The 12,950-nt window shown below is 68.1% G+C and carries 8 protein-coding genes; 3 read left to right on the top strand and 5 right to left on the bottom strand.

The window, feature by feature from the left end; translation table 11 throughout:
• Positions 1-3 precede the first annotated feature (3 nt).
• The 3 genes from ACIBK9_RS50470 to ACIBK9_RS50460 are packed head-to-tail and all read right to left on the bottom strand — an operon-like array spanning position 4 to position 6,135.
• Entirely contained in the window at positions 4-3,576 is a 3,573-nt protein-coding gene (locus ACIBK9_RS50470) for a hypothetical protein (RefSeq protein ID WP_397166468.1), read from the bottom strand.
• Complete coding sequence (locus tag ACIBK9_RS50465) at positions 3,569-4,717, bottom strand: hypothetical protein (protein ID WP_397166466.1); 1,149 nt, start codon at positions 4,715-4,717, stop codon at positions 3,569-3,571. Before ACIBK9_RS50465 ends, ACIBK9_RS50470 begins: the two co-directional genes overlap by 8 nt.
• On the bottom strand, positions 4,714-6,135 hold the full coding sequence (locus ACIBK9_RS50460) for a PD-(D/E)XK nuclease family protein (protein WP_397166464.1): 1,422 nt from the start codon (positions 6,133-6,135) through the stop codon (positions 4,714-4,716). The genes ACIBK9_RS50465 and ACIBK9_RS50460 overlap by 4 nt, the downstream gene beginning before the upstream one ends.
• 308 nt (positions 6,136-6,443) lie before the next feature.
• On the opposite strand from ACIBK9_RS50460, the gene ACIBK9_RS50455 reads away from it, so the two are divergent.
• Positions 6,444-7,889 carry a serine/threonine protein kinase gene (locus ACIBK9_RS50455; protein ID WP_397166462.1) on the top strand — a complete coding sequence of 482 codons (1,446 nt, stop codon included), beginning with the start codon at positions 6,444-6,446 and terminating at the stop codon, positions 7,887-7,889.
• Here ACIBK9_RS50455 and ACIBK9_RS50450 read toward each other — a convergent pair.
• Together ACIBK9_RS50450 and ACIBK9_RS50445 are read right to left on the bottom strand one after the other, a co-directional pair.
• The gene (locus ACIBK9_RS50450) at positions 7,876-9,825 is read right to left on the bottom strand and encodes an N-6 DNA methylase (RefSeq protein WP_397166461.1); all 1,950 of its coding nucleotides are present in this window, start codon (positions 9,823-9,825) and stop codon (positions 7,876-7,878) included. The two genes, ACIBK9_RS50455 and ACIBK9_RS50450, sit on opposite strands and share 14 nt — an antisense overlap.
• A 141-nt stretch (positions 9,826-9,966) precedes the next feature.
• Entirely contained in the window at positions 9,967-12,120 is a 2,154-nt protein-coding gene (locus ACIBK9_RS50445) for a UvrD-helicase domain-containing protein (protein ID WP_397166459.1), read from the bottom strand.
• 156 nt (positions 12,121-12,276) lie between these two features.
• Here ACIBK9_RS50445 and ACIBK9_RS50440 point away from each other — a divergent pair, with 156 nt between their 5' ends.
• Positions 12,277-12,519, top strand: coding sequence for a hypothetical protein (locus ACIBK9_RS50440; protein ID WP_397166458.1), 243 nt, complete (start codon positions 12,277-12,279; stop codon positions 12,517-12,519).
• The gene (locus tag ACIBK9_RS50435; protein WP_397166456.1) at positions 12,516-12,893 is read left to right on the top strand and encodes a hypothetical protein; all 378 of its coding nucleotides are present in this window, start codon (positions 12,516-12,518) and stop codon (positions 12,891-12,893) included. Before ACIBK9_RS50440 ends, ACIBK9_RS50435 begins: the two co-directional genes overlap by 4 nt.
• Positions 12,894-12,950 lie beyond the last annotated feature (57 nt).

Here is a 12,950-nt window from a genome sequence, read left to right as displayed (position 1 = left end):
TCCTCAACGGTGGTGTTCGAGGTTGGACAGGGCGTCGTACAGCGGTTGATAGAGCAGCCGGGCGAGAGCCGGGTCCGCCGGGTCCGGGAATGCCGCAGGGTCGGCTCCGGCATCGAAGTATGGGGCGAGGATGAAGCGGAGGGCTGAGAGGAGGCCGTCCTCGACGGGGACGGCGCCAGTGGCGCCCGGGGACAGCGCACGGGCCGTCTTCGGGGCGAAACTGGCGTCGACGAAGACGACCCGGGCAGGCACCCCGCCCCGTACGAGCCGGCCGATGACCTGCCACATGGTCACCAGCTGATCCCAAGCGAAAGCCCGCTTCTCCCACGGCGACAGCCGTGAGTAGACGTAGCGCCGGGACAGCAGGCGACGCCATTCCTGCCGCGCCTCGTGGCGGAAGTCGAGCCCGGCCCGATCGAGCCCGGCGGCCTTGGCGACGAGCTCGCCGAACGTGGCCGGACCCGTGCGATTGTCGGGCCGCCCCTGGTCACGGACGAAGCGGCAGACCCAGTCGTTCACGGCGAAGATCGCCAGCGTCAGGTCGTCGGGACGGGGATGTGGACGGGCCAGGAACAGGGCGGTGCCGAAGGCCGCGTTGCGATCAGCGTTGAGGATGTTGTGCCCGCGCTCGACCGCCAGCAACGGCGCCACCAGCAGTTCGGCATCGTGGTCCTCGGCGAACATGGCGAGGTCGCCTCGCCGCAACGTGGTGGCGTGTTCCGCGACCGCCGGGTCCGTGCCGCGTACGGACTGATCAAGATCGGCGTCGTCGGCGGCCAGCACCCGTACCCTGCCCCGCCAGCGGTCCATCCCATGCAGAGTGTCGGCGACGGCGTTCGCCTCCCGGTAGCTACCGACGAGCAGGATCGCCCGGCGCCGGTTGTCGTCCCCGACCAGGGCCAGCTCCTCCTCCAGCGGGCTGGCACCGCCACCACGTCCGGGACTGCCCAGACGCATGGCGAGAGCCCTGGCGGCCACTGGCCGGACCTTGGGATCTGTGCCGGACAGACTCATGGGCGCTCCGTCGGCGTCATAGAGGAAACGCGTGGCGAACCGCGATTGCCCCACCGCGTCGAGCGAGCGTTCCGACGGCATGAGCACGGCGCCCACAGGCGCCAGGACGTGGGCGCGGGTCGACGCGCCGGCCCAGCTGGTGCCCGACATGAGCACCACGTGTGGGCCCGGGCGTCCCTGTCCCGGGTCCGCTCCCAGGTCGTGGAGGGAGAGAAGCAGCTCACGACCCACGCCCGCGCACCGGAAGAAGCGCAGGGTTCCGCTGTTGTTGCCGTCTTCGTCGCGCTCCCGCTCGTCCGGGAGGTACTGGAAACCCAGGACGTTGCCCATCGGGGCCTCGGGGATGAGCGGTGCGTAGTCGAGCGGCGGTCGCCTCGCCAGTTCGTTGCCAGTGGAGTCCAGCCGGAGGGCGGCCTCGACCTGAGGCCAGAGGAATGTCAGGCGTTCCAGCCGCTGATGGAGCGCCGACAGGACGAGCAGGAACTCCAGCCGCCTGCAGGTCAGTTCGCGCCAGGCGTCGTCCCGCGCGGAGGCGGGCGTGTTCTCGATCAGCTTGTTCAGCAGAGCTTTGACACGAGCGCGGGTACGGGCCGTGTTGAGCGTGTGCAGGAGGTCGCGCGTGGTGTCGATCAGGTCGTCGGTGCACGTGCCGTACGGGCCGGAGTCGCCCAGTGGATCATCGCGGAAGGCGTCCAGGAGCCCGGTGAGCTGCGCACGGAGGGAATCGAGGAGAACGCGACTCTCATCGGCGTCGGACAGATCGCCGTCATAGGGCTCGTACAGCTGTCGTTCGTCGTGCACGCCCTCCGGGCCTGGAAGCTGCTCGTCGAACCAGTCTCCGAGCAGCTTCTCCTGCAGAGTCCACGGGCTGAAGTATTCGATGTCCGCCCAGTCGCGCAGCTCCGCTTCCGAAATGAGCAGCCGGTAGAGCCGGTCGGTGGCGGCCGTCACGACAGTCAGCGCCGAGTTCCACCGCTCGATGTCCTGGTCGGTGAGGGGCAGACGGCCCCGCCGTGAGAGCTCCTCGATCTTGTGGGTGTGCAGCTGGTCGAGCCAGGAGTCGGGATCCGGGCGGACGAGTGTCGCGGAGGGGGCGAAGATCTCGTCCAGCTTCATCTGCACCGAGTCCGCCTCGTCGACGATGACGATGTCGCTGAGCAGGCAGGCGAGTTCGAGATAGCGCAGCCGCTCCTCGTTCAGGTGCTGCGGGACGGCACTCTGCACGAGGCTCGCCGGGTTGGCGATCCAGATCAGCCCTTCGACGAGGTTGCGTGCCGCGCGGTGACGCGGGCATCTCGCCCACACCGGACAGCCACGCTGACCGCCTCGCAGCTCGTCGGCCGGGCGCTTCTGCGCGGCCGCACCCGGCTGGTACGGCTCAGGAAGGACGATGTCGGCAGTCTGCTGAACCGCACGCTGCTCCGGGTACAGAGCGGTGCACGGCGCGTCGGAGTACCGGAGGGGTTGGATGGCCTCTGTGCCTCGTAGCGCGTCGATCACGCACGCCGTGCTGAGGTCGTCGAAACCGGCCGCATCGTGGTCGAGCAGGTTGTGCAGGCCGCGCGAGGCGAGCCGGCGATGCAGTCGCTGCACGTGGGTTTCACGAGTGGTCGGCCCCAGGACCGGTACGGCGGACAGCTCCAGGTCGTTCAGCAGCTCGCAGAGCCGCAGCTGCTCGGCGACGTCCCCGACGACGAGGGTGACGCGCAGCTCCCGGCGGGCAGCCCAAACCGCCAGGAGCGTCATGAGCGTGCTCTTGCCCGCGCCCACCATTCCGGCCAGGTGCATGAGGCCGTCGAGGTGAATGTCGTCCCGTTCGCTGAAGGTTTGGCCGTCGGCGTCGCGAGGCGCGAAGCGCAACTCGCCGAGCCTCTTCTCCCAGTTGCCCCGGCGCTCCAGGCCCAGATCCCGTTCTCGCTCATCCATCCAGACGGCCGTGGCCAGCAGCTCCGAGCGAGTGATCGTCAACGGGGTGCCCCCGCCCGGCCGTCCCCGCGCCAGGTCGTGACCGCGTAGGGGATCGAAGATCAGCGCCTCTGGAATGGTGACGGAGGTGGGGCGGCGGCGATCCATGAACCCGCTGCGGCCCGCAGGGGCGGGGACAAGCGGTTTGCGCGAGTGCTGTGGCAGCCGGGCGAGCGTGTCATCGTAGACCGTGACCCGGTCGAACGCGATCGTCGGAGTCAACGCAAAGACAGAGCTGCCGTCCTCCGGGACCTCATAGGAGCGCAACCTCGCCGGCACCATGCGGTACAGCTCCAGCATGTGGCGCCAGGCGCGGCGCCGGCGCAGCGTCCAGAGCAGGTGGCGGGCGGCGGTGAGCATCGTGTCGTGTTCGGCGGTCCGGGCCAGGCCGGCGGCGTGAGCGAAGGGGTAGCCGCCGAGCAGGGTATAGACACCTTCGGCCGGTTCCCCCGGGGCCAGCCGTTCCAGGAGCCGCAGGGCCAGTTCGACCTGGCACAGATGGGCAGGCTTCATACCTTGCAGCCCTGCCGGCAGGCCGTTCCAGACCTGACCGAGCTCGCGGCTGATGGGCCGGTGCCAGCTCTCGCGGTCACGCATGCGAGTTCCCCTTCTGCTTGCGGAGCCGGGCCTCGGCCCGTCTGACGAGGTCTGTGTCGGTGAGAAGAGGCAGGTCGCGGGCGTTGAGGGGACGGTTGCGCTCGTACACGGAGATGTAGTCCCGCCTGGTCACGACCCGATGGCGCGGGACGACCCAGAACGCCTCTTCGTACGAAGGCTCCTGCGGCACTGGGCGAGCCGAGCGGCCGAGGAAGAAGGGGTTCGCCCAGTCCTTCACGTCGATCGCCCAGCGGTGACCGTCAGGAAAGGTGACGAGCAGGTCGTAGGCGTCATAGCCCGGCCACATCCGCAGGGTCAGCCCCAACGCCGACAACTCCTGCTGCAGCGCGGCCTCGGCACGTCCCGGGCCCGTGACGAACTGCCGCAAGGGTCGTTCGACCTGGTGCAGTTCGCCTGTGTCCTCCCGCCGCAGCCGTCTGCCCGCAGGGGCCGGCCCCTGGCGACGACAGTGGTCACGCTCACACCACCACCCCCCGCCGTGCGTGGGGACCAGCAGCGTGAGGCAGCGCGCGCAGCAGACGTATGCGCCGTCGTACAGATAGCTCGCGGGAACCGGTAGGTAGATACGCCGGATCAGATCGTGTACCGGCTCCAGCACCAGGTCATTGAGGACCTCGAAGCTCTCCGGCGCGGTCAGGACCGGCCGATTGACGAGCAGCCCGCGGAAGGCGGTGTACGCCTCCTCTTCGCCAGCCGCCCGGCACAGGCGTAGCGCGGTGTGGATGATCTCTCGATCGCGGAAGGCCAGCGCGCTGTCACGGGTGCGTTCGGCCCATTCATGGCAGAGCTCGGTCGGCCGCCCGGAATCCGCGTCCAGCAGCCGGTCCTCCGGACCAATCGCGTCCGTCGGCAGCTCGACCGGCCAGTCGGCGAGAGGTACCTCCTTGCACCACAATACCAGTTCGGTGAGGCTCGCCGGCGGCGTGGCCTCCCTGAGCAGGCAGGCGAGGATCGTGCGGTCCAGTGCCCGCTGGGCCTCCGCCGGGTAGGGCAGGGAGAACGCGTCGAGGCCGGTCTGCGCATCCAGCGCCAGCAGGGCGCCGGCCAGCGTACGGATCAGCGGAATGCCTCGGTGAGCGGTCCAGTCCGCGGCGGGGTCGGGCAGCGCGCCGGTGGTCATCGGGATACTCCTGATACGGCACACCAGCGGCGGACCTCGCAATCACCGCAGTGCTCGCCGGGGGTGGGGGAGTACGCCTCATCGTTGGCCCAGCCGGTGGCGAGCCCCGCGACGATCTTGCGGGCCTCGTCCCGGGTGGCTTGATCGAACGGGTCGATCTCCTCACAGACCGAACCGTCCTCCCGGAGAATCTCCAGCTCGATCCGCGACTGACGGGGATCGCCGCCGGGGACGCCGGCAGCCAGCAGCAGGACGGCCAGTGCGAGCTGCGGATACTCGCTGAGCAGGGAACGGCCGTGCCAGGCACGGCGCGACGCGGTCTTCGTCTCACGCCACACCCAGCCGCCCGCCTCGGTATAGAGCAGGTCGGGGTCGGCGATGACGACCGTGTCGAGGACGGGGTCGTAGGCGGCCAGCCGCCACTGAGTGCGGACGAGTTCGTTCTCCGGCAGACCGTCGAGCGGACAGGAGGCGTGATGCTTCTTGATCATGCGGACGGCGGGGCCCAGCTCCTCCTCCGTCAGGCCCGGCAACTCGGTAGGCAATGGAACGTTCCGGCAAGGGATCCGGGCAGCTTGGCTGTGCCGGCCGTTCAGCCAGGCGTCTACGGCGCGGCCGCGGCGGATCGCCTCGTTCTCGGTCCGGCCGTCCCTGATGTACAGGGTCCGAGTCAGATGGAAGCGCGCCGGGCAGGACTTGTAGGCACGCAGGTCGCTGATGGAGACGCTACGCCGCTTGCGAGGACGGCGAGGGGCGGGTGCACCGAGCAGTCCTGGAACTTCGGGAAGAGCTGTGCACCCGAGGAGTCCCTCACAGGTGGTGCAGTCCGACCCCGGGCGCAGTGCCCGCCCGTCGAGGACGGCGGCGTACCGCTTCTTAGCGTGTGTCTCGAACTGACGCACTGCCTCTTCTGCATCCCAGTCCGCCAGGACGAGGGGCTTGCCGTCTGCGAGGCCGACGCCGATGATGCGGACCCGCTGCGGCTTGACCACATCGGTATCCACCTTCTGGTAGGGCTCGCCGAAGGACCCGCGAGCCGGGACCCCGGTTGCCGCGATCGCGGCGGCGGCCGCGATCTCCGCCTCCGACCGGTTCTCCTTGGCCGAACCTACGGACGGAATCCAGATTTCCCGCGCCGAGCCGTCCAGGGTGGCGTACCTTCGGCACCAGGCGGTGCGCTCATACTGCACAACCCCCCTCGTGTCCGGCTGGCGCAGCCGACTCAGTCCCACCCACTCGGTGGTCACGGGAAACGTGACCGGGTATCCGGCGGCCTCGTGCCGTGCCCGAGCGGCGAGGTAGGTCAGCACGGCGTCGAGTGCCCACGCGCGGTGGACAGCGTGACAGTTGCGGGTGTGCCGGCTGTCCGTCAGCGCAGCCTCCACGCTGCTGCCCTGGTACTCGATCGCGTCGAGCATGCTCTGCACCGGTGTGAAGAAGAAGTCCTGGACGGGCTTCCTCCGAGAGCGCCCGGGGGTCTGCGTCAGGAGCGGGCGCGCCCGTAGTGCCCGCCCTCGGGCACAGGCGTCGGCCTCGTCGCGGAGCAAGGGCAGGCCGATCCTGACCACGTCGGATCGGCCACTGAGGCCGGAGGGCGTTGGGAAAGTGCTCACGGTCATAGAGAAGCCGACTCTGTGAACTAAGTCAAGCGAGACTCTGTATTCTGTAATCGGAACGCCAAGTGTGAACGTCATGCAACAGGGGAGACGCAGTGCGGCCAGGAGACGTGCTCTTCGAGAGGTTCCGGATCAGCGCCACCCTCAAGGCGGGGGGCATGGCGCGCGTATGGCTGGCCGAGGATCTGCAGTCAAGGAAGACCGTGGCGGTCAAAGCGCTCGGTCGTGACTACTGGTCGTCTCCCTACGACCTCGATGAGCGAACCGTCCGCAGCGAGGCGTTCAAGCGCTTCGAGCGCGAGCGTGACCTCCTGGACAAGTTCGCCGGCCCCGGCATTCCGGGCCTGCTCGCCCATGGCCGTTTCCGTGGGGACCCGTGCCTGGTGATGGAGTTCATCCCGGGAAAGAACCTGCGCGACTTCCTCTCCTCCCACCGGCCGTCGTTGGCCGCCGCCGCCGCGATCGGCGTACAGATCCTGGAGATCCTCGACAGGATTCACCAGGGCGGCGTCGTGCACCGCGATCTGAAGCCGCAGAATGTGGTGCTCGCGAGCGACGGCGCCGTCCACATCATCGACTTCGGCATCGCCCTGCCGACCGACCCGCAGGCCACCCGCTACACCCGCCATGGCCACACGCCCGGCAGCACCGGCTACATGGCGCCGGAGATCATCAGAGGAGTCAAGGATCCGACCTTTGCTGCGGACCTCTACGGCTTCGCCTGCATGCTGTACGAGTTCATCACCGCGAAACAGGTATTTTGTGATCTTCCTGACCGGAGCGTTGAGGAGCGTCACCGCAGCGATCCTCCGCCGCGCATCGACCCCGCGCAGTACTCCGTGGGCGCCGACCTGGCCGACCTGACTTGGGGGATGTTGCAGAAGGAGCCCGAGATCAGGCCGGCCCTGGCCGACGGCCTGGAGGTGCTGCGCCGCTATCTTCCCCGGCTCGGTGACTCCGCGCCCTCGCCCCGGTTGGACCCCGATCCCACTCTGCCCTTCAGAGAAGGCCGCGACTCACCGGCCGTGGCCGCGAAGCCGGCGTCCGCGCAACGGCAGCGCCCCTCTGTCAGGCGCAGGACGATGCCGAGCCGCCGCGAGTTCGGTGACCTGCTCGACGCCGCCGAGCGCGAAGTACTGGAACACCGGCCTGACCAGCATGCGGAACGGGTGGTGGCGCAGTTGAAAGAGGTGGAAGCGGCCTGGGGACCGCGTGAGCGCCTTGTCGTACGGGCTCAGCTGGTTCGCGCGGATCGTGCCCGGCTCGAAGGGGACTGGCCCGGAGCCGGCAGGCTGTACCGCGCCGTGGAGCGCACACCTCTCGGTGCAGAGGACGTGGACCTTCTCTTGGAAGCCCGCGTCGGCGTCGCCGAATGCCTGGTGCCGGAGAAGGACGACACCGAGGCGGCCTTCGACATGTGGAGAACGGTGGTCGGCGAGCTTCGCGATCTTCCTCGGTCGTCCCCCAAGGTGTATCGGCGCTGTCGCGAGTTCGCTGCCGAACTGGCCGAGTGGGGCCACCGCGATGAGGTCGAGACGATGCTCAGCTCTCTCTGAGCCGCCCGGCGGCCAGAAGTTCCGTGAGTGTCCGGCTCAGCGTCGCACCCACGTTGGCCACATCCGCGATGGCATGTTCGAAGCGCACGAGCCGCCGATGGATGTCGCCGTATCGGCGCTGTTCGTCGACAGGAATACTGGGCACCAGGAGACGTCGCGGATCCACTCGCGATGTGGTGGTGGCGTGTGTGCCGGCCTGCCGCGCGTTGAAGTGCGCACGCAGGCAGGCGGCCAGGAACCATGGGTCAAGACGCTCAGTGTCGGGCCGGAGCCGATGGATGTGCGGCCCCAGGACCGTGGGGGCCGACGCGTCCACCCAGGCGCTGAACTCGGCTGACGGAACGACCACCACCACGTCGTTGGACGATGTCACGGTGACGCCCTTGTCCCGTTCGAGCTGCTCGACGTCCTCGGCGGCTATCCAGAACTGAGGTGGCTGTCCCTCTCGCAGGTCCGCGACGGTGAGCACTGGAACCCCGTCATCGGGTCGCTCACCCCGCCGGATGTATCCGTCCGGGATCGCCTGCCCTGGTGCCAGCGCAAGCGTGCCGGCTTGTTCGAGGTCGGCGACCGGTACGGCGTGGGCGTCCGCCACTTCCCGCACCACCTCGAGATCGCGCAGGATCTTTCCCAGATCCTGCGCTTCCTGCAGGCTCGAGTCGAACTGCCGCCAGGTACGGCGATGGCTGACGACCGACACCGACACACTGGTGGGCACATGCCGTGCCGGCGTCAGGTCGGTCTCCTCGCCCAGCAGGTCGAGGACCGGTATTTCGATGCTGCCCTCTTGCGCCTTGCCGGCCATCGCGCCGAATGCCCGATCTCGGACGGCGTCCCAGTCGACAGCGTGAGCGCGGGCGGCTGACAAGGTGGCTCGGCAGTCGGCCGTGTCCACCATGAGAACTGCAGGAGAGGCTCGGCGCTGGCCCGGTGGCTGCAGGATCCACAGGTGCAGGCCGACTCCAAAGGGGGGAGCGGCGCCTGGGGGCAGGGCGATGACAGCTCTGAGCGATCCTGCACGCAGCATCGCCGCCCTGATGCGACGGCCCGCGCGGCGGGAGGCCACCGCGGGCGGCAGAAGCACGACGGCGACGCCGTCATCGCCCAGCGCGGAGACGATGTGCTGCACCCACGCGAGTTCGGACTCGGTGCGTGGTGGCAGGCCGAAGATCCAGCGTCGATCGGTGGCCAGTTCCGCGTGCCCCCAGTCGCGTTCATTGGTGGGCGGATTGCAGAGGATCACATCAGCGCCACCGGCCGGAGACTCGCTCCGCAAGGTGTCGGTCGTTCTGACGTCGATCTCGGCGGTCTCGGCCAGCAGCGACAATCTGGATGTCGCCAGCATGGCGAGAACGGGATCTCGTTCGTGGCCGAGCAGCCGGCATGTCCCGTTCCAGCGTTCCACGCCGGCCAGGAGCAGCCCGCCGGCGCCGCAGGCGGGGTCGAGCAGTGTGCTGATCCTTCCCGGCCTGGCGTGGGCCGCTACTTCCGCCATGAACGAGGCGAGCGGAGGCGGTGTGGTGGTGATCTGACGTATGTGCGTGCCGAGCCACCGGTCGAGAAGGTATTGGAAAGTCTCGCGGCCGCCTTCGTGCAGGGAGAGCTCAAGAGCCTGATCGACCAGACGCTCTTCACCGGGATCGAGTTCGCGATGCGGCGCGTTTCGCAGTCGCGCGCCGAATTCGGCGATGACCCGCCCCATACGATCACGATCGCCCAGGGCCTCGTAAGCCGGCCAGAGGCGTTCGAGTGAACCGGTGGACGAGCCTAGCTTGTCGTGCTCACGCAGCCACTCCTCAACCTGGACCAGGGAGAACTGGGGACTGGTGTCCGTGCCGCTGACAGGGGAGGGGAAGGTGTGATGCCGTCTTCGCCAATTGCTGACGGCGGCCCGTCCGACCCCTGCGATGCGCGCGATCTCGGCGAGTGTCACCATGACAGGGCGCTCGCCCATGAATATCAAGCCCTCCCGGAGAACCGGCCCGCTCAGGTTTCCAACCTTAAGCGTGACTGTGTTGACGCAGTTTTCATCATACCCTCCAGTAGGTAAGGTGGCCAGAAAGCTCGCACAGGTGTTCTAGATCTGCTGTCGGGACTGCTCTGAGACGAACGGACTGGGCGCGCCGCTCCACGACACGTAGAGCGCCTCGCGTGCCCGCGTGCAGGCGACGAAAAGCACGCAGCGCTCTCGTAACATGTCGCTGTCGTGCTGGAGCCGATCCACCTCGACCGGCGTGATCTCCTTCGCGAACGGCACGGCGCTCGCGGTCACCCCCACCACGGCGACGCAACGGAACTCCAGCCCCTTCATGGCATGCATGGTCGCCAGGCGAACCCCGTCGGCGTTCGCCGACGGCTGGTCCTTGACCTTGAGCGCCGGGATGCCCTCGGCCACCAGCCGTTCGTGCACCTTGTTCAGCAGGATGTTGAATCGCGTGCACACGGCGATCTCGCTCGGCCGCACCCCCTGCCCGACCCAATCCCGCACCCGTTCCACGACCGCCGCGACCTCGGCCTGCTCGCCCGGGAAACCGGCCGTACGCGGGCGCTTGCCGTGAAGAAGGGAGCGGTAGCCGGACAGGCTCTCGTTGCCCTGTCCCCCCAGGTCCTCCACGCGCGAGCCGTCGAGGAGGCCGGTCGACCAGGTGAGGATCTCCGCCGTGCTGCGGTAGTTGATGCGCAGCCGGCCGCTCCGCCCGGCCACGGAGATGCCCAGTGAGCCGAGCGAGACCTTGGAGTCGTAGATCCGCTGGTGTGGGTCACCGGTGATGAAGAGATCGTCCGGACCGTCGAGGACGGCAGCGCGCAGCACCCGCCACTGCGCCGGATGCAGGTCCTGAGCCTCGTCCACGATGACGTGGTCGAAGCCGTACCGCCTCAGGTCGGAGCCGCCGAGCAGGCGGGTCGCCTCCGCGCAGAGCTGCAGGTGGGTGCTGACACCGCCGCTGCGGAGTTCCGCCGTGAACGCCTCGACCGCGTCCCAGACCTGCTCCCGCTGTCGCGGCCCGATCGCCGTGCCCCGGCCGCGCCGGGTCGCCTGGAGATACTCGGTCCGCGAGGTGATCCGCTGTGCGAGGACGACATGCCGGTACTCCTGGTGCAGGAACTGCTCGGTCCATGGCAGGTCCAGCCGCTTGATCATGCGCCGCCAGATCTGGCGCTCGTCGGCGTCCCCGATCATCTTCGGCGTGCGGCCGGTCAGCGCCCGCACGACGCGGTAGGCGTAGGCGTTCACCGTGGTGACGTCCACCCTCGCGAGCTGCTTGTCGTCGTCGAGAAGCAGCGCCAGATTCTCCCGTAGCGCCGCCGCGAGCGCGGTGGTGTACGTCGTGAGGAGGATCCGGCTGCCGGGGGAGCGGGTGAGCAGATGCTTGACTCTGTGCAGCGCGACCACCGTCTTGCCCGTCCCCGGGCCGCCCGTCACCTGGGCCGGCCCGTTGTAGGAGGGGCGGTAGGCGACGCGCCGCTGCGAGGGATGCAGGAAGACCCGCCAGGCGGCGAACGGCTTGCTGAGCACGTCGGTCAGCTCGTCCGCGCTGCTGACCAGGGTGATGCGGGTGGTGGTGTTGATGATCGCCCGCTCAAGGCTCTGGTCCGCGTCCGCAGAGGCGTCGGCGGGGCGGCGTTCGGCCACGACCTGCTGATAGACCTCATCGGGCGAGAACCCCTCGGCGAGATATTGCAGGACCTCGAACTGGTCCTCGGGCAGGAGGGAGGCGAACGCGTTCAGCTGCGGCTGGTCGATGATGGTCCGTACAGCGCGCAGGACCTGGTCGTCGATGCCCAGATCGCGCAGCACGGTGTCGGAGTGCGCGGCGAACAGCAGTGACGGCGCCTCGGCCGCAGCCTGCTCCAGGGCCGGGGTGAGCTGCTCGATGGCGACGACGTTGCGCACTTCCAGGGAGTGCGTGGCGGAGTTGACGGTGTAGAGCCGTTTGGCCGCCCACCCGTAGGCCTCATCGTGCGGGACGACGTTCAGCAGCAGGAACGTGTCGGTCCCGTCGTCGGGGGCCAGGACCACTCCACGCCAGAACTCGGTGATACGGATGGTCCGCATTCGTGGGTCCCGTGCGTTCACCACCGACTCCAGGTGCAGGCCCTTGTCGGCGTAGAGCTCGGCGATGGAGAGCTGCTGGAAGCGTTTCATGGCCTTGCGCACGCCCGCTTTGACCGGCTTCTCCAGAGCATCGAAGCTCTCCCAGAAACTGTTGGCGAAGGCGAGCTGCGGCACGCGGAACCTCCTGCATGAGTGGAGGCACCAGGGTATGGCCGAGCCACGCGGCGCAGCCAGCGATCCCGGTCGATTGCGACAGGGGAGGACTGCATGCTAGGAGGGTGTCTCCTATCAGGATAGGAGGTGGCTTCCTAGCCTGATAGAGTATATGCTGTGACCGAGATCCTTCCTCCGCACATGCGGAAACTCGCCGAGATCGCAACGATCATGGCGGCCGCAGGTGCCACAGCTGATTGGCTGTACCACCTCAGGGGTGACATGTGCGCCCTGCGTGTGATCAAGGATGGCGTCATCTCGGTTCCCGTCATGATGCCTGCCGACCCGGATCGCGACCCGGAACTCTTTCGCGAAGCCGTGAAGCGGCTGGAGGCGGTCGTAGAAAGGATGAGCCGATGAGCAAGACGATTACGTATGTCGTCACCTACGAGAACCGGCGGTGGGTGTCCCGCTGCCCTACCGGCGAGGTTGACGGAGTGGGTGTGGCAAGCTCCTTGTCCCAACTGGAGCGTGACTTGGCGGAAATTCACGCATGGGCATGGCCCGAGGAGACTCCCGCGGTGGAGTTCGTCTTCGACCTTCCCGAAGAGGTGGCGGGAGTGGTTGCGGAATACAGCCGCGAGAAGGAACTAGCCGAGACGCATGCCAAGCGCGCTGCGGAACTCGCGGTCAAAGCCGCGAGAGTGCTAACGAGCCACTGGTCGGAGCCGGATACAGCTCGGGTCATGGGTTTGTCCAAACAGCGTGTCCACCAATTGAAGGTGAGAGCCTGACGGTCGTCAGGGGCTTTCGTATCACCATGGGTGTGCCGTTTGCTGAGCTGGACACCA

The organism is Nonomuraea sp. NPDC050227, assembly GCF_044459705.1.
Lineage (GTDB): Bacteria > Actinomycetota > Actinomycetes > Streptosporangiales > Streptosporangiaceae > Nonomuraea.
The sequence above is the reverse complement of the archived record's forward strand: the minus strand, read 5'-3'. Positions and strand labels throughout refer to the sequence as shown.